Source organism: Pseudoxanthomonas sp. SGT-18 (assembly GCF_003931645.1).
Classification (GTDB): Bacteria; Pseudomonadota; Gammaproteobacteria; order Xanthomonadales; family Xanthomonadaceae; genus Pseudoxanthomonas.
This window is the reverse complement of the sequence record NZ_RRYJ01000005.1, coordinates 129962-147188: the sequence shown is the minus strand read 5'-3', so window position 1 is coordinate 147188 and position 17227 is coordinate 129962. Positions and strand designations below refer to the sequence as shown.

Genomic DNA, 17227 nt, shown 5'->3' with positions numbered 1-17227 from the left:
GTCTCCGTCAGGAGTAAAGGCGGTCGATCGGGCGATTCGGGGGAAGCGCGGCCCGTCCGTGGCGGGCCGCGCCGCGCGCCTTACTCGTCCTCCAACTCCATGTTGATGGCCAGCGAGCGGATTTCCTTCACCAGAACGTTGAAGGACTCCGGCATGCCCGCGACCATCTCGTGGTTGCCGTCGACGATGTTCTTGTACATCTGGTTGCGGCCCTGCACGTCGTCGGACTTCACCGTCAGCATTTCCTGCAGGGTGTATGCCGCGCCGTAGGCTTCCAGCGCCCACACTTCCATCTCGCCGAAGCGCTGGCCGCCGAACTGCGCCTTGCCGCCCAGTGGCTGCTGGGTGACCAGCGAGTACGGGCCGGTGGAGCGGGCGTGCATCTTGTCGTCGACCAGGTGGTTCAGCTTCAGGTAGTGCATGTAGCCGACCGTGGTCTTGCGGTCGAACGCCTCGCCGGTGCGGCCGTCGTACAGCTGCATCTGGGTCTTGCTGGCGTTGAAGCCGAGGCGGGCGGTCTCCGGGTCGTCGTCCGGGTAGGCCAGCTCCAGCATCTGCCGGATCTCCTCCTCGTGGGCGCCGTCGAACACCGGGGTGGCCATCGGCACGCCGTCGGTGAGGTTGCGCGCCATCGCCACCAGCTCCTCGTCGCTGAACTGCGACAGGTCCACGCGCTGGCCGAACAGCTCGTTGTCGTGGTTGTAGACCTTGCCCAGGAACTCGCGCAGCTCGGACACGGCGCGCTGCTCGTCCAGCATCTTCTGGATGCGCTTGCCCAGGCCCTTGGCGGCCCAGCCCAGGTGCACCTCGAGGATCTGGCCGATGTTCATGCGCGAAGGCACGCCCAGCGGGTTGAGGCAGATGTCGACCGGGGTGCCGTCGGCCATGTACGGCATGTCCTCGACCGGGACCACGTTGGACACGACGCCCTTGTTGCCGTGGCGGCCGGCCATCTTGTCGCCCGGCTGGATGCGGCGCTTCACGGCCAGGAACACCTTGACCATCTTCAGCACGCCCGGGGCCAGGTCGTCGCCCTGGGTGATCTTGCCGCGCTTGTCGGCGAAGCGGCGCTCGAACTCCTTCTCGTGGGCCTGGATCTGCTTCTGCGCGCGTTCGATCGCCTCGGCGGCGTCGTCGTCCTTCATGCGCAGGGCGAACCAGTCGGACTTCTTCAGGCCGTCCAGGTAGGCGTCGGTGATGGTGTCGCCCTTCTTCAGGCCCGGGCCGCCGTTGGCGACCTTGCCCACGATCTGGGTGCGCAGGCGCGCGTAGATCGCCGCCTCGAGGATGCGGAACTGGTCGTCGAAGTCCTTCTTGACGCGGCGGATCTCGTTTTCCTCGATCTGCTTGGCGCGCTTGTCCTTCTCGATGCCGTCGCGGGTGAAGACCTGCACGTCGATGACGGTGCCGTCCATGCCCGGCGGCACGCGCAGCGAGCTGTCCTTAACGTCGGAGGCCTTCTCGCCGAAGATCGCGCGCAGCAGCTTCTCCTCGGGGGTCAGCTGGCTCTCGCCCTTCGGCGTGACCTTGCCCACCAGGATGTCGCCGGCGCGCACCTCGGCGCCGATGTACACCACGCCCGACTCGTCCAGGCGGCCCAGGGCCTGCTCGGACACGTTCGGGATGTCGGCGGTGATTTCCTCCGGGCCCAGCTTGGTGTCGCGGGCGACGCAGGTCAGCTCCTCGATGTGGATCGTGGTGTAGCGGTCCTCCTGGACCACGCGCTCCGACAGCAGGATCGAGTCCTCGAAGTTGTAGCCGTTCCACGGCATGAACGCGATCAGCATGTTCTGGCCGAGGGCCAGCTCGCCGATGTCGGTCGACGGGCCGTCGGCCAGCACGTCGCCGCGCGCGACCACGTCGCCCACGTGCACCAGCGGACGCTGGTTGATGCAGGTGTTCTGGTTGGAGCGGGTGTACTTGGTCAGGGTGTAGATGTCGACGCCGGCATCCTGCTCGCCGGAGATCTCCTCCTCGTTGACCTTGACCACGATGCGGCCGGCGTCGACCTGCACAACCTCGCCGCCGCGGCGGGCGTTCACGGTCACGCCCGAGTCGCGCGCCACGGCGCGCTCGATGCCGGTGCCGACCAGCGGGGTCTGGGCACGCAGGGTCGGGACCGCCTGGCGCTGCATGTTGGCGCCCATCAGCGCGCGGTTGGCGTCGTCGTGCTCCAGGAACGGGACCAGCGCCGCGGCGACCGACACGGTCTGCATCGGCGACACGTCCATGTAGTGGATCTCGGAGGCCGGCTTCAGCAGCGACTCGCCCTGGTGGCGGCACGGCACGAAGGCCTCGGTCAGGCGGCCTTCCTTGTCATGGGCGGCGTTGACCTGGGCGATGACGTACTCGTTCTCCTCGATCGCCGACAGGTACTCGACCTCGTCGGTGATGCGGCCGTCCACGACCTTGCGGTACGGCGTCTCCAGGAAGCCGTACTGGTTGGTGCGGGCGAACACGGCCAGCGAGTTGATCAGGCCGATGTTCGGGCCTTCCGGGGTCTCGATGGTGCAGACGCGGCCGTAGTGGGTCGGGTGCACGTCGCGCACCTCGAAGCCGGCGCGCTCGCGGGTCAGGCCGCCCGGACCCAGCGCCGAGACGCGGCGCTTGTGGGTGACCTCCGACAGCGGGTTGTTCTGGTCCATGAACTGCGACAGCTGCGAGGAGCCGAAGAACTCCTTGATCGCGGCGGCCACCGGCTTGGCGTTGATCAGCTCCTGCGGGGTCAGGCCCTCGGACTCGGCCATCGACAGGCGCTCCTTGACCGCGCGCTCGACGCGGACCAGGCCCACGCGGAACACGTTCTCGGCCATCTCGCCGACCGAACGCACGCGGCGGTTGCCCAGGTGGTCGATGTCGTCGACCACGCCGCGGCCGTTGCGGATCTCGGTCAGCACGCGCAGCACGTCGAGGATGTCCGAGGTCTCGCCCTGCTCGGACACCAGCGCCTTGGACTCGTCGTCGGCGCGCTCGGCGAAGTACTTGTGGTCGTACAGCACGGCCGGGCCGACGACGTCCTTGCGGCCGACGCGGCGGTTGAACTTCATCCGGCCCACGGCCGACAGGTCGTAGCGCTCGAAGGTGAAGAACAGGTTGTGGAACAGGTTCTGGGCCGCTTCCTTGGTCGGCGGCTCGCCCGGGCGCATCATGCGGTAGATCTCGACCAGCGCCTCCAGCTGGGTGCGGGTCGGGTCGATGCGCAAGGTGTTGGACAGGTACGGGCCGCGGTCGAGGTCGTTCACCCACAGGGTGCCGATGCTGGACACGCCGGCCTTGCGGAACGCGGCCAGGTGCTCGTCGGTGATCTCGTCGTTGGCGGCGGCCAGCAGCTCGCCGGTGTTGGCGTCGACCACGTCGTGGGCCAGGATGCGGCCCAGCAGGTACTCGTCCGGCACCGCCAGCGCGGTGATGCCCGACTGCTCCAGCTGGCGCACGTGGCGCGCGGTGATGCGCTTGCCGGCCTCGACGATGACCTTCTCGCCGTCGGACAGGTCGAAGCCCAGGGTTTCGCCGCGCAGGCGCTCCGGCACCAGTTCCAGCTGCACGCCTTCCGGCAGGATGTGGAAGGTGTTGATCTCGAAGAAGGCGCGCAGCATCTCCTCGTTGTTGTAGCCGAGGGCGCGCAGCAGGATGGTCACCGGCAGCTTGCGGCGACGGTCGATGCGGGTGTACAGGGCGTCCTTCGGGTCGAACTCGAAGTCCAGCCAGGAGCCGCGGTAGGGGATGATGCGGGCGCTGTACAGCAGCTTGCCCGAGCTGTGGGTCTTGCCGCGGTCATGGTCGAAGAACACGCCCGGGCTGCGGTGCAGCTGCGAGACGATGACGCGCTCGGTGCCGTTCACGATGAACGTGCCGTGCTCGGTCATCAGCGGGATCTCGCCGAGGTAGACCTCCTGCTCCTTGACGTACTTGATCGCCTTGGTGGAGGACTCGCGGTCGTAGATCACCAGGCGCACGGTCACGCGCAGCGGGGCGCCGTAGGACAGGCCGCGGTTGCGGCACTCGCGCTCGTCGAACACGGGCTCGCCGAGCTTGTAGCCGACGTACTCCAGCGCGGCGTTGCCGCTGTAGCTGACGATCGGGAACACCGACTTCAGCGCCGCGTGCAGGCCGGTGTCGCGGCGCTTGGCGGGGTCGGTGTCGGCCTGCAGGAATTCGCGGTACGAATCGACCTGGATGGCCAGCAGGAACGGCACCTCGAGGATGGAGCGCTGCTTGCCGAAGTCCTTGCGGATGCGCTTCTTCTCGGTGAACGAATACGTCGTCATGGATGTACCACCTTTGGCAGTGCGGGCCGCGCGTCCGCGGACCCGGGGGAACATGAAGCTGTCAGTCGGTAGTCGCTGGTATTGCCGGCACCAGCACGCCATCTCCCGCTACTTCCGACTACCAGCTCCCCTGTGCGGAACTGGGTTTTCTGTACTGCAGGCCCCTCGCGGGGCCCCTTCGGAGCCATGGGCCCCGGAAACGACCGAAGGCCGGGGGCTTTCGCCCCCAGCCTTTGGCGCATCACCGAGCGTTCCGGCGATGCAAGGTACTGCTTACTTGAGCTCGACGGTGGCGCCGGCGGCTTCCAGTTCCTTCTTGAACTTCTCGGCGTCTTCCTTCGACACGCCTTCCTTGACGTCCTTCGGGGCGCCCTCGACCAGGTCCTTGGCCTCCTTCAGGCCCAGGCCGGTGATGGCGCGGACCGCCTTGATGACCTCGACCTTCTTGTCGCCGGCGGCCTTCAGGACCACGGTGAACTCGGTCTGCTCCTCGGCGGCCGGACCAGCGGCGACCGGGCCGGCGGCCACGGCGACCGGGGCGGCGGCGGAGACGCCGAACTTCTCTTCGATGGCCTTGACCAGCTCCATCACTTCCATCAGGGTCTTGCCGGCGATGGCTTCGACGATCTGCTCGTTGGTAAGGGACATTGTGATTACCTTCTGAATGTTTTCTGGAAAGGGATTCGGAAATCGTCGATGACGCTTACGCGGTCTCGGCGGCAGCCTCGGCCGGCGCAGCCTCGCCGCCACCCTGCTTCTCGCCGACGGCCTTGACCGCGCGGGCGAACATGGTGACCGGCTCGGCCAGGACGCGGGCCAGCATGGCCAGGGCCTGCTCGCGGGTCGGCAGCGAAGCCAGGACCTCGACGTGGCTCGCCGGGTACAGCTGGCCGCCCATGGCGACCACCTTCGGCTTGAGCTTGTCGTTGGTCTTGGCGAACTCCTTGATCAGGCGGCCGGCGGCGCCGGGCTCCTCGGTCGAGAACGCATACAGCAGCGGACCCACGAGCGCGTCCTTGGCGCACTCGTATTCCGTGCCTTCGACGGCGCGCGCGACCAGCGTGTTCTTGACAACCTTCAGGAACACGCCGGTTTCGCGGGCCTTCTTGCGCATCGCGGTCATCTGCTCGACCGTGGTGCCAGCGTACTCGGCGGCGATCAGGGAGTGCGCGTTGGCGGCGACGTCGGCCAGTTCGGCGACGACTTCCTTCTTCTGGGACAGATTGAGAGCCATAACACTCCTCCGTATGAACTCCGCTCGCGGCTCCTGCCGCTTGCGGCCCTTGGCGGCGCCCCTCCCTGCGCGCCGGGGATGCCCGGGGCATCCCGGTGCTGGCCTTTCTGACCCGTACGTCCGAAGGTTCGGTCGTGCCGGGAACACATCCAGAAGGCGGCACCATCTACGCAGGCCAGGTCCCGGGGACCCGATTAAGCAGCCCCGCTGCACCGACGGCGATTCCCTGCCATAGCGAGCAATCCGTGCCCGTCGTCGATGTGCGCCGACCGCACCTGCGGTCTTTGACGGCTGTCGGCCCGTGGCGGCGCCGACTGCCCTCAAAAGCCGCCACCGTCCCGGGGCGGAGCCCGAAGCGGCAGCGGTGATTCCTTCACCCTGGTCCCGGCCGGAGCCGGGACCCGATGTCTTCAGCTTCCAGCGCCCCGGGCGTGCCCCGGGGGCGCTGGTTCCCGGCCTGCGCCGGGGTGGTGCAACGCAAAGGCGCCCGCGCATGCGCGGGCGCGCCGTTGCATCACTTCAGGGACAGCGAACCCTGGTCGATGGTCACGCCCGGGCCCATGGTCGAGCTGAGCGAGATCTTCTGCAGGTACTGGCCCTTGGAGGTCGCCGGCTTGGCCTTGATCAGGTCCAGCAGCAGCGCCTGCAGGTTCGACTTCAGCGCCTCGTCGGCGAAGTCGGCCTTGCCGATGGTGGCGTGGATGATGCCGGCCTTGTCGGTGCGGTAGCGGACCTGGCCCGACTTGGCGTTCTTCACCGCCTCGGCCGGGTTCGGCGACACGGTGCCGACCTTCGGGTTCGGCATCAGGCCGCGCGGGCCCAGCACCTGGCCCAGCTTGCCGACCACGCGCATGGCGTCCGGGGTGGCGATGACCACGTCGTAGTTCAGGTCGCCGGCCTGCATCTTCTCGGCCAGGTCGTCCATGCCGACGGCGTCGGCGCCGGCGGCCAGGGCCTCGTCAGCCTTGGCGCCCGGCGGGCAGAACACGGCCACGCGCACGCTCTTGCCGGTACCGGCCGGCAGCACGGTGGAGCCGCGGACCTGCTGGTCCGACTTCTTGGCGTCCACGCCCAGGCGCACGGCCACGTCGACCGACTCGACGAACTTGGCCTTGGTGAAGCCCTTGATGATCTTCAGCGCCTCGTCGATGGGGTAAGCCTTGCCCGGCTCGACCGCCGCCTTGATCGCCTTCTGTCGCTTGTTCAGTGCCATGTGCTCAGCCCTCCACCACCAGACCCATCGAACGGGCCGAGCCCGCGATGGTACGAACCGCCGCATCCAGGTCGGCCGCGGTCAGGTCGGGTTCCTTCGCCTTGGCGATCTCCTCGAGCTGGGCGCGGGTGACCTTGCCGACCTTGTCGGTGTTCGGACGCTTGGAACCGCTGGTGATGCCCGCGGCCTTCTTCAGCAGGATGGTCGCCGGCGGCGTCTTGGTGATGAAGGTGAAGGTGCGGTCCGAGTAGGCGGTGATGACCACTGGAATCGGCAGGCCCGGCTCCATCTTCTGCGTGGCGGCGTTGAACGCCTTGCAGAACTCCATGATGTTCAGGCCGCGCTGGCCCAGCGCGGGACCGACCGGCGGCGAGGGGTTGGCCTGGCCGGCCTTCACCTGCAGCTTGATGTAACCGACGACTTTCTTTGCCATTTTTGTTTATCTCCGGGTGCTGACGCCTGTTCAGGCTCCCCATCGTTCCGGGAAAATCACGCGTCCCGGCCTCGCGTAGAACTCATGTACCCCGTCGCGCGAAAGGCCGCCTGGGTGGCGGCCGTCGGGGCAGCCCGGCTGTCCGGACAGGAAGCCGCGCAGTATACCAGCTTTGGGGCCCCGTTGCCGGGGCCGGCGGCTCAGGCCTTCTCGACCTGGCCGAACTCCAGCTCCACCGGGGTGGAGCGGCCGAAGATGAGCACGGCCACGCGCAGGCGGCTCTTCTCGTAATTGACTTCCTCGACCACGCCGTTGAAGTCGTTGAACGGGCCGTCGATGACGCGGACCATCTGGCCCGGCTCGAACAGGACCTTCGGGCGCGGCTTCTCCACGCCTTCCTGGACGCGATCCAGGATGGCGGCGGCCTCGTCGTCGCGGATCGGCAGCGGGCGGTCGGCGGTGCCGCCGATGAAGCCCATGACCTTGGAGGTCTCCTTGACCAGGTGCCAGCTCTCGCTGTCGATGCGCGGGATGCCGTTCTCGTCGTGGGTCTCGATCTGGACCAGCACGTAGCCCGGGAAGAACTTGCGCTCGGAACGGCGCTTCTGGCCGGAGCGCATCTCCACCACTTCCTCGGTCGGGACCAGCACTTCGCCGAAGCGGTCTTCCATGCCGTACATGGCGATGCGGTCGCGCAGGGCCTGGGCGACGGACTTCTCGAAGCCGGAATAGGCGTGGACCACGTACCAACGCTTCACTTGGACATTCTCCTCAGCGGCCGAAGTTCAGGAACAGCTCGATCGCCCACTTAACGAAGAAATCGAAGCCAGCAAGGATCAGGCTCAGGACCACGACCACGGCGACCACGACCCAGGTCATGCGGGTGGCCTCCTGGCGGGTCGGCCACACGACCTTGCGCAGCTCGAAGCGCGACTCGGCCAGGAACTCGCGCATGGAGCGGCCCTTGGCGCTGAGCATGAACACGAAGGTGCCGGCGACCAGGCCGGCGATGACGGCGAGGGCCCGCAGCTGGCCGGCCCACTGGCCCAGCCGGGCCGCACGGGCGGCGTCACCGAACCAGAACCACACGAACAGCCCGCCGAGCACCAGCAGCGCCGCGAGCGCGTACTTGACCATGTCGCCGCCGCTGGTGGCGGTCTGTGCCGGATCGATCTTGCTGTTCAAGTCGCTGTCGCTCTCTTGACTGTTGCGGCGCGGGGACCGTTGCGGCCCCGCGTCGCGGGGGAAGTGGCACGCCAGGAGGGACTCGAACCCCCAACCTGCGGTTTTGGAGACCGCTGCTCTGCCAATTGAGCTACTGGCGTACGCGTGAACCTCGACCTTCCCTTAGACGGCGAAGGCGGACCGGGGTTCCGGCCCGCCCTTCGCGCTTTCTCCGGCGGCGGAGCCCGTCGCCGGGATCCCGCAGGGGGCTTACTTCAGGATCTTGGCGACCACGCCGGCGCCGACGGTACGGCCACCCTCGCGGATCGCGAAGCGCAGGCCCTCGTCCATGGCCACCGGGTTGATCAGCGACACCGACATCTTCACGTTGTCGCCCGGCATCACCATCTCCACGCCCTCCGGCAGCTGGACGGCGCCAGTGATGTCGGTGGTGCGGAAGTAGAACTGCGGACGGTAGCCCTTGAAGAACGGGGTGTGGCGGCCGCCCTCGTCCTTCGACAGCACGTACACCTCGGCCTCGAAGTCGGTGTGCGGGGTGATCGTGCCCGGCTTGGCCAGCACCTGGCCACGCTCGACCTCGTCACGCTTGGTGCCGCGCAGCAGCAGGCCCGCGTTGTCGCCCGCCTGGCCCTGGTCCAGCAGCTTGCGGAACATCTCCACGCCGGTGACGGTGGTCTTCTGGGTCGGACGGATGCCGACGATTTCCACTTCGTCGCCCACCTTGATCACGCCGCGCTCGATGCGGCCGGTCACCACGGTGCCGCGGCCCGAGATCGAGAACACGTCCTCGACCGGCATCAGGAACGGCTTGTCAACGTCGCGCTCCGGGGTCGGGATGTAGCTGTCCAGCGCGTCCACCAGCTGGATGATCGCCGGAACGCCGATCTCCGACTGGTCGCCTTCCAGCGCCTTCAGCGCCGAACCCTTGATGATCGGGGTGTCGTCGCCCGGGAAGTCGTACTTGCTCAGCAGCTCGCGGACTTCCATCTCCACCAGCTCCAGCAGCTCGGCGTCGTCCACCATGTCCGCCTTGTTCAGGAAGACCACGATGTACGGCACGCCCACCTGGCGGGCCAGCAGGATGTGCTCGCGGGTCTGCGGCATCGGGCCGTCAGCCGCCGACACCACCAGGATCGCGCCGTCCATCTGCGCCGCACCGGTGATCATGTTCTTCACGTAGTCGGCGTGGCCCGGGCAGTCCACGTGCGCGTAGTGGCGGGTCGGCGATTCGTACTCGACGTGCGAGGTCGAGATCGTGATGCCGCGGGCCTTCTCTTCCGGCGCCTTGTCGATCGCGTCGTACGCGTGGAACTCGCCGCCGAAACGCTCGGCACCGACCTTCGTCAGCGCGGCCGTCAGCGTGGTCTTGCCATGGTCAACGTGGCCGATGGTGCCGACGTTCACGTGCGGCTTGGTGCGCTCGAACTTACCCTTGGACATGGCTGCCTATCTCGCTGACGTTTTCGTGTTTGGGTGACTGCTGTGGTGGCGGCCAGGCGCCGTGGCGCCTGGCCTCCTGCGGGGAATCCCCGCGAATGGTGGTGCTCACGAATGGAATCGAACCATCGACCTCCTCCTTACCAAGGAGGTGCTCTACCGACTGAGCTACGTGAGCACAGGAAACCTGTTGTCGGAACCACGGGGGCGGCGCAATGGAGCGGGAGACGGGAATCGAACCCGCACCATCAGCTTGGAAGGCTGAGGTTCTACCATTGAACTACTCCCGCGAGGGGAACCGCTTTCCCGGCCTACCGCTCCGGGCCTTGCCTCGTTGTTCCGTGTTACCTCTTCAAAAACTGGTGGAGGGAGGTGGATTCGAACCACCGAAGGCGTAAGCCAGCAGATTTACAGTCTGCCCCCGTTGGCCGCTTGGGTATCCCTCCGGGACCTCACCGCGGCTCAAATGCGACCGGGGTGAAACAGCCCGCTATTCTGGTCATGTCGAAACGATCTGTCAACGCTTCCGGCAACTTTTTTTCATATCAGACGTTGAAGCGGAAGTGCAGCACGTCGCCCTCCTGGACGCGGTACTCCTTGCCCTCCAGGCGCATGCGCCCGGCCTCGCGCGCACCGGCCTCGCCACGGTACTTGATGAAGTCATCGAAGGCGATGGTTTCGGCGCGGATGAAGCCCTTCTCGAAGTCGGTGTGGATCACCGCCGCCGCCTGCGGGGCGGTGGCCCCGGCCTTCACCGTCCAGGCGCGGACCTCCTTCACGCCTGCGGTGAAGTAGGTCTGCAGGCCCAGCAGCTTGTACGCGGCGCGGATCACCCGGTTCAGGCCCGGCTCGTCCAGGCCCAGGTCGGCGAGGAAGGTGTCGCGGTCGGCGTCGTCCAGCTGCGCCAGCTCCTCCTCGATGGCCGCCGACACCGGCACCACCTCCGCGCCCTCGGCCGCGGCGTGGGCGCGCACGGCCTCCAGGTGCGGATTGTTGTCGAAGCCGTCCTCCAGCACGTTGGCGATGTACATCACCGGCTTGAGGGTCAGCAGGAACAGGTCGCGCACCAGCGCCCGCTCCTCCTCGTCCAGGCCGACGCTGCGCCCGGACTTGCCCTCGGCCAGGGCGGCCTGCAGCTTCAGCAGCACCGGCTTGCGCGCCGCAGCATCCTTGTCGCCGCCCTTGGCGGCGCGCTCGGCGCGGTTGAGCGCCTTCTCCACGCTGTCCAGGTCGGCCAGGGCCAGCTCGGTGTCGATCGTCTCGATGTCCGACAGCGGGTCGACCTTGCCGGCGACGTGGACGATGTCCGGGTGCTCGAAGCAGCGCACCACGTGGGCGATCGCATCGACCTCGCGGATGTGGGCCAGGAACTTGTTGCCCAGGCCCTCGCCGCTGGCGGCACCGGCCACCAGGCCGGCGATGTCCACGAACTCCACCGCCGTCGGCACCACCCGCTCGGGCTTGACGATCTCGGCCAGCTGGTTGAGGCGCGGGTCCGGCACCGGGACCACGCCCACGTTCGGCTCGATCGTGCAGAACGGGAAGTTGGCCGCGGCGATGCCCGCCTTGGTCAGCGCGTTGAACAGGGTCGACTTGCCGACGTTAGGCAGGCCGACGATGCCGCATTTGATGCCCATGTGAGGATCCGGGATTCGTGATTCGTGATTGGCGATTCGCGGCTTCCACGAATCACCAATCACCAATCACCAATTACGGTTTGCTGGTGTGGAGGCGCTTCATCGCCTCGTTGACGTCGCCGTTGACCACCAGCGGCAGCACGTCGATGGCGTCGTCGATGGCGCGCCCGATGAGGATATCGTCGTCCTTGCCCGGCTTGCCCAGCACCCAGCCCACGACCCGGTCCTTGTGCCCGGGATGGCCGATGCCGATGCGCAGGCGGTGGAAGCGGCCGTGGCCGAGCAGGCGGATGGTGTCGCGCAGGCCGTTCTGGCCGCCGTGGCCGCCGTCGAACTTCAGCCGGGCCGTGCCAGGGGGCAGGTCCAGCTCGTCGTGGACAAGCAGCGCCTGCTCCGGCTCGATCTTCCAGAACCGCAGCGCGGCGGCCACCGACTTGCCGGACAGGTTCATGAAGGTTGCCGGCTTCAGCAGCCACACCGGCTGCCCGCCGATCTCCACCCGCGCCGTCTCGCCGAACAGCTTCGGCTCCAGGCCGAAGCGCGCGCCCTGCCGAGCGGCCAGGGTGTCGACCAGGCGGAACCCGGCGTTGTGGCGGTCGAGGGCGTGCTCCGGGCCGGGGTTGCCCAGCCCGACGATGAGTCGGATTGCCATCGCGTGCGACACGGCCGTCGTCCCGCCCGGCGGACCGGGCGGGACGGCACGGACTTACTGGGCCTCGCCCTCGCCCGCCGGAGCGGCCTCGTCGGCCTCGCCCTGGGCGGCCTTGGCCACGACCACGGCCACGTCGTGGTCCGGGCCCAGGGCCAGCGCCGGGATCTCCACGCCGGTCGGCAGCTTCAGGTCGGACAGGTGGACGACGCCGCCCACGGCCAGGTCGGACAGGTCGACCTCGACCGCCTCCGGCAGGTCCTTCGGCAGGCAGGCCACGGTGACCTCGGTCAGCTCATGCATGATCACCACGCCGGCGGTCTTGCCGGCCGGGGACTTGGCCTCGTTGACGAAGCGCAGCGGCACGGCGGCGCGCAGCACCTGGTCGTCGCTCACGCGCTGGAAGTCCAGGTGCAGGATCTGCTGCTTGTACGGGTGGCGCTGCAGGTCACGCAGCAGGACCTTCTGGATGTCGCCGTTGAGGCTCAGGTCCAGGATCGAGGAGTAGAACCACTCGTTCTGCTGGGCCAGCCACAGCTTCTCGTGGTCCAGCTGGATGGAGACCGGCGGCAGCTCGCCACCGTAGACGATGGCCGGCACCTTGCCCGCGCGACGCAGGCGGCGGCTCGCACCCTTACCCTCGTCCTCGCGGCGTTCGACGTTGATCACATGATTTGCCATTTGTTTTTACTACCTGGGTTGATGAACCGCCTCGCGGCGGCTTGGGTGGCTTCCCCGCGACCAGGGAAGCCGGAAAAAAGCGGTGATTCGTGATCCGTGATTGGGAAGGGCTTTTACGAATCCCCAATCCCCAATGCCGAATCCCGGTTCTTAATCCACGTACAGCGAACTGACCGATTCGCCGAAGGCGATGCGGCGGATGGTTTCGGCCAGCAGCTCGGCCACGCTGACCTGGCGGATGCGCGGGCAGTTGCGGGCCGCCGGCGACAGCGGGATGGTGTCGGTCACCACCAGCTCGTCGAGCTGGGAGTTGTTGAGGTTGTCCACCGCCGGGCCCGAGAGCACGGCATGGGTGCAGTAGGCGGCGACCTTGGTCGCGCCACGCGCCTTGAGGGCGGCGGCGGCGGCGCACAGGGTGCCGGCGGTGTCGACGATGTCGTCGACCATGACGCAGGTCTTGCCCTCCACGTCGCCGATGATGTTCATCACCGTCGACACGTTGGCGCGCGGGCGGCGCTTGTCGATGATCGCCAGGTCGGCGTCGTCCAGGCGCTTGGCCACCGCGCGGGCGCGGACCACGCCGCCCACGTCCGGCGAGACCACGATCAGGTTCTCGGTGCCGTAGGCGCGCCAGATGTCGGCCAGCAGCAGCGGCGAGGCGTAGACGTTGTCGACCGGGATGTCGAAGAAGCCCTGGATCTGGTCGGCGTGCAGGTCCACGGTCAGCACCCGGTCGGTGCCCACCGCGGTGAACATCTTGGCCGCCACCTTGGCCGTGATCGGCACGCGCGAGGAGCGCAGGCGGCGGTCCTGGCGCGAGTAGCCGAAGTACGGCACCACCGCGGTGACCGAGGAGGCGCTGGCGCGCTTGAGCGCGTCGATGATCACCAGCAGCTCCATCAGGTTCTCCGCCGCCGGCGCGCAGGTCGGCTGGATCACGAAGACTTCCTGGCGGCGGACGTTCTCCTCGATCTCGACCTGGACCTCGCCGTCGGAGAAGGTGGAGACCAGGGCCTTGCCCGGGCGCACGCCCAGCTGGCGGCAGATGCTGTCGGCCAGCGGACGGTTCGCGTTGCCGCTGAAGATGAGCAGGTTGCGGTCTTCTTGCATCGTCTTCATCCCGGCGGCGGCTCGGATCGTTGGCGTTTCGGACAAGGTTGTTGGCGGTTGCCGCAGTCCGTGCGGCGTCTTGCATCCACGCCCCGCGGACGGGGCTGCGGGACCGTGGCAGGGGCGGCAGGATTCGAACCTGCGGATGCCGGGATCAAAACCCGGTGCCTTGGACCTCTTGGCGACGCCCCTGTGTCACGGTTCCACCGCCGCCGGGCGCGCAAGCGCGGCCCCGAGCGGCGACTGGTCCACGCCGGCGGCGAGCCAGGCCCGCAACCCGCGAGGCAACCGCGCCAGCGCCGCCTCGGCGCTGCCACGGTCGGGAAACTCGACGAAGCATCCGCTGCCGGTCCCGGTGAGCCTGGGCCTGCCGATCCGCGCCAGCGCGTCGAACGCGGCCTGCACGGCCGGCTCGCGGCGGCGCAGGACCGGCTCGAACGCATTGTCGAGCACCGTGCCTGCAGCGAAGTCCGCTATTGTCGCGGGCGGGGAATTACGCGTCAAATCCGGGGCTGCGAACAGGGCGGCGGTCGGCACCTGGACGCCGGGGTCGGCCAGCACGTACCAGGCCGGGGGCAGCTGCAGCGGCCGCAGCCGCTCCCCCACTCCTTCGGCCCAGGCGCTGCGGCCGCGCACGAACACCGGCACGTCCGCGCCCAGGCGCAGGCCCAGGCCCGCCAGCGCGTCCTCGCCCAGGTCCAGCCCCCACAGCCGGTCCAGGGCGCACAGCACGGTTGCCGCATCCGACGAGCCGCCGCCGAACCCGCCTCCGGCGGGAATGCGCTTTTCCACGGCGATGTCGGCACCAAGCGCGCAGTTGGCGTGCGATTGCAGGAGTTTGGCGGCGCGCACCATGAGGTCGTCGGCCTCCGCCACGCCAGGCACCGAGTCGCCGTGGCGCACGATCCGCCCGTCCCCGCGCACCCGCAGGCGCACGCTGTCACCCCAGTCCAGCAGGCGGAACACGGTCTGCAGCTCGTGGTAGCCGTCGGTGCGGCGACCGGTGATGCGCAGGAACAGGTTCAGCTTGGCCGGGGCCGGCCACTGGCTCCATCCACTCACGGGGTACTCCATCCATCCACCACCAGCCGCACCCGCGCCTCGCCGCGCTCGGCCTGCATGCGCCGCGGCATGGCCGGCAGGCCGCCGGCCGGCGGCATCCATTCCTGGTACTCGATGTTCCAGCCGGCGGCCCGCATCCGCTGAAGCCGGCCATCGGCGCCGTATTCGATCGCATCCGCGCCCGGGGTCTCCAGGCCGCGCACCCACCAGGCCAGCTCCTGCACCGGGACCTCCCAGCCGGTGGCCTCGCGCAGCAGCAGGGAGGCGTCCCCGCCCTGGCGCGGGCCGCCATCGATGCCCTCCAGCACCGCGCCGCCGCCGGGCAGCGAGGACAGCGACCAGCTCTGCCGGGTCACCGGCGCGCCCAGCGAGATCCGGTACTGCCCGTCCTGCCAGTTCCACTCCAGGCGGCCGCTGCCGCCCTTCTGGCCGTTGCTGATCGCCACCCGGGCCTGCAGCGACCAGGCCGCGATCCCTTCCAGTACTTCCCGGCGCTGGGCCTGCTGGCGCTCGGCCTCGGCCGCCGGCACCGCCGCGGCCGGGGTCCGGGTGGGGGTGCTGGTACAGGCGGCAAGCAACAGCAGCAGCAGCAGCGCCGCCAGGCGCATCCGGGCATGCATCAGGGCACCTCCGCGTGGCCGGCCGGGTCCGCCGGCGCGGCGGCCGGCTCCAGGCTGATCCCGAACTGCCGCAGCGCCCGGCGCAGGGCGCGGTTGTCCGGATCCAGCGCACGGGCCTCCTCGAAGTAGCGGCGAGCCTCGGCGCGGCGCCCCAGGGTCCACAGCACCTCGCCCAGGTGGGCGGCGACCTCCGGGTCCTTCATCAGCCCCCAGGCGCGGCGCAATTCCACCAGCGCCTCCTGGGTACGGCCCAGGCGGTACAGCACCCAGCCGTAGCTGTCGACGATGGCACCGTTGTCCGGCTCGGCGGTGCGGGCGCGGTCGATCAGCTCCAGCGCCTCGCGGAAGCGGTCGGTGCGGTCGGCCAGGGTGTAGCCCAGGGCGTTGAGCGCGGCCACGTTCTCCGGATCCACCACCAGCACCCGGCGCAGGTCGGCTTCGGCGCGGTCGATCCGGTCCTGGCGCTCCCAGGCCAAGCCGCGCGCGTACAGCAGCGCCGGGTCGTCCGGCCAGGCGGCCAGGCCGCGGCCCAGCACCTCCAGCTCGCCCTGGGGATCCCCCTGGCGCTGGCGCATTTCCGCCTCCAGCAGGTAGGCGTCGCGGCGCACCTCGTCGGCCAGGGCCGCGTCGTCCTGCAGCGCGCGTGCCTCGGCATAGGCCTCGTCCTGGCGGTCCAGGGTGTGCAGGACCACGGCAATGCGCATGCGCGCCTCGGTGCGCTGGGGCCCGCCGGGCACGCCGCGGTACCAGTCCAGGGCCTCGGCCGGGCGCTCGAGGAACTCGGCGATGCGGCCCAGCAGCAGGCGGCGCGAAGGGTCCGGACGGGCCGCGTCGGCCGCCAGCTCCTGGTAGAGCGCGGCCAGCTCGGCGGTGTCGCCGGCGCGCGCCAGCAGCGAGGCGCGCACGCCGTAAGTCGAGGTGTCCTGCGGGCCCTGGGCCATCACCCGGGCCGCGGCCGGCAGGTCGCGCGCGGCCTCGTAGGCCATCGCCAGCATCGCCCGGATCTCCGGGTCGCCCTCGGCCTGCGGTTCGACCTGGGCCAGGATCCGGCGCGCCTGCTCGCCCTGCCCGGCCTGCTGCAGCTGGGTCGCGCGCAGCAGCGCCACCCGCGGCTCGCCCGGGAAGCGCCTGACCACTTCGTCCATGATCCGCCGCGCCAGCTTCGGGTCGTCCAGGCGCAGGGCCATGCGCCCGAACTCCTGCCAGGCGGCGATGTCGGCGGGAATCGCGCCGCGCCGGACCAGGCGCTCCAGCACGCGCGCGGTATCGCGCGGCTCGCGCCCGCCGTTGAGGGCCATGGCCGCGTAGCGCCAGGCACGCGGGTCGCCGCTGGCCAGCAACGCCTCCAGTTCCGAGCCTGCGCGGCGCAGATGGCCACCGCGCAGGGCCAGCGTGGCGCTGGCCGCGCGCATCGCCGGCGACTCCGGCGCCCGCTCCCGCCACAGCGCCAGCGCGCGGCCGGCGACCGCGTCGTCGTTGGCGAGGATGGCGATGCGGGTGGCGCGTTCGGCCAGCGGCACGTCGTCGCTGGCGCCGCGGGCGGCCTCCAGGTACCAGCGCGCGGCCTCTTCCAGCTGCCCGGACTGCAGCGCGAACTCGCCGGCCAGCAGCGGACCCAGCGCGTCGGCAGGCATGCCCTCGCCGGCATGCGCCAGCGGCGCCAGGACCAGGGCCAGCAACAGGGCCAGGCGGCGCATG

At 69.2% G+C, this 17227-nt stretch carries 15 protein-coding genes and 5 tRNA genes; all 20 read right to left on the bottom strand.

Translation table 11 applies throughout. The annotated features are described in order from the left end of the window. Positions 1-80 precede the first annotated feature (80 nt). Positions 81-4268, bottom strand: a complete 4188-nt coding sequence (rpoB, locus tag EIM47_RS08780) for a DNA-directed RNA polymerase subunit beta (RefSeq protein WP_019399924.1) — start codon at positions 4266-4268, stop codon at positions 81-83. A 273-nt stretch (positions 4269-4541) separates the two neighbouring features. Further along, positions 4542-4916: a 50S ribosomal protein L7/L12 gene (rplL, locus tag EIM47_RS08775; RefSeq protein ID WP_019399925.1), complete on the bottom strand. Its 375-nt coding sequence runs from the start codon at positions 4914-4916 to the stop codon at positions 4542-4544. A gap of 55 nt (positions 4917-4971) precedes the next feature. Continuing rightward, complete coding sequence (gene rplJ / locus EIM47_RS08770; protein WP_019399926.1) at positions 4972-5502, bottom strand: 50S ribosomal protein L10; 531 nt, start codon at positions 5500-5502, stop codon at positions 4972-4974. Positions 5503-6016: 514 nt separating this feature from the next. Beyond that, positions 6017-6715, bottom strand: a complete 699-nt coding sequence (gene rplA, locus EIM47_RS08765) for a 50S ribosomal protein L1 (RefSeq protein ID WP_019399927.1) — start codon at positions 6713-6715, stop codon at positions 6017-6019. A 4-nt stretch (positions 6716-6719) separates the two neighbouring features. Next, positions 6720-7148, bottom strand: a complete 429-nt coding sequence (gene rplK / locus EIM47_RS08760) for a 50S ribosomal protein L11 (protein WP_019399928.1) — start codon at positions 7146-7148, stop codon at positions 6720-6722. Between the two features lie 200 nt (positions 7149-7348). Next, the gene (gene nusG, locus EIM47_RS08755; protein ID WP_019399929.1) at positions 7349-7906 is read right to left on the bottom strand and encodes a transcription termination/antitermination protein NusG; all 558 of its coding nucleotides are present in this window, start codon (positions 7904-7906) and stop codon (positions 7349-7351) included. A 13-nt stretch (positions 7907-7919) separates the two neighbouring features. Then, entirely contained in the window at positions 7920-8333 is a 414-nt protein-coding gene (gene secE / locus EIM47_RS08750; protein ID WP_019399930.1) for a preprotein translocase subunit SecE, read from the bottom strand. Between the two features lie 64 nt (positions 8334-8397). Next, positions 8398-8473: transfer RNA gene (locus tag EIM47_RS08745), tRNA-Trp, on the bottom strand. Between the two features lie 109 nt (positions 8474-8582). Beyond that, entirely contained in the window at positions 8583-9773 is a 1191-nt protein-coding gene (gene tuf / locus EIM47_RS08740; RefSeq protein WP_028915514.1) for an elongation factor Tu, read from the bottom strand. A 99-nt stretch (positions 9774-9872) separates the two neighbouring features. Then, positions 9873-9948 (bottom strand) — tRNA-Thr (locus EIM47_RS08735). 38 nt (positions 9949-9986) lie between these two features. After that, positions 9987-10060, bottom strand: a tRNA-Gly gene (locus EIM47_RS08730). Between the two features lie 70 nt (positions 10061-10130). Then, positions 10131-10216 (bottom strand) — tRNA-Tyr (locus EIM47_RS08725). A gap of 99 nt (positions 10217-10315) precedes the next feature. Continuing rightward, positions 10316-11407, bottom strand: coding sequence for a redox-regulated ATPase YchF (ychF, locus tag EIM47_RS08720; protein WP_028915643.1), 1092 nt, complete (start codon positions 11405-11407; stop codon positions 10316-10318). 73 nt (positions 11408-11480) lie between these two features. Beyond that, a complete protein-coding gene (gene pth, locus EIM47_RS08715; protein ID WP_028915644.1) occupies positions 11481-12059 on the bottom strand; it encodes an aminoacyl-tRNA hydrolase in 579 nt (192 codons plus the stop codon). A 54-nt stretch (positions 12060-12113) separates the two neighbouring features. Continuing rightward, complete coding sequence (locus EIM47_RS08710) at positions 12114-12737, bottom strand: 50S ribosomal protein L25/general stress protein Ctc (protein WP_125076691.1); 624 nt, start codon at positions 12735-12737, stop codon at positions 12114-12116. A 150-nt stretch (positions 12738-12887) separates the two neighbouring features. Further along, positions 12888-13847 carry a ribose-phosphate diphosphokinase gene (locus EIM47_RS08705; protein ID WP_026010196.1) on the bottom strand — a complete coding sequence of 320 codons (960 nt, stop codon included), beginning with the start codon at positions 13845-13847 and terminating at the stop codon, positions 12888-12890. 115 nt (positions 13848-13962) lie between these two features. Then, positions 13963-14039, bottom strand: a tRNA-Gln gene (locus EIM47_RS08700). Between the two features lie 3 nt (positions 14040-14042). Then, a complete protein-coding gene (gene ispE / locus EIM47_RS08695; protein ID WP_125076690.1) occupies positions 14043-14921 on the bottom strand; it encodes a 4-(cytidine 5'-diphospho)-2-C-methyl-D-erythritol kinase in 879 nt (292 codons plus the stop codon). Then, positions 14906-15529, bottom strand: a complete 624-nt coding sequence (gene lolB, locus EIM47_RS08690; protein ID WP_164514575.1) for a lipoprotein insertase outer membrane protein LolB — start codon at positions 15527-15529, stop codon at positions 14906-14908. The genes ispE and lolB overlap by 16 nt, the downstream gene beginning before the upstream one ends. Next, on the bottom strand, positions 15529-17163 hold the full coding sequence (locus EIM47_RS08685) for a tetratricopeptide repeat protein (protein ID WP_233581660.1): 1635 nt from the start codon (positions 17161-17163) through the stop codon (positions 15529-15531). The genes lolB and EIM47_RS08685 overlap by 1 nt, the downstream gene beginning before the upstream one ends. Positions 17164-17227: the final 64 nt, after the last annotated feature.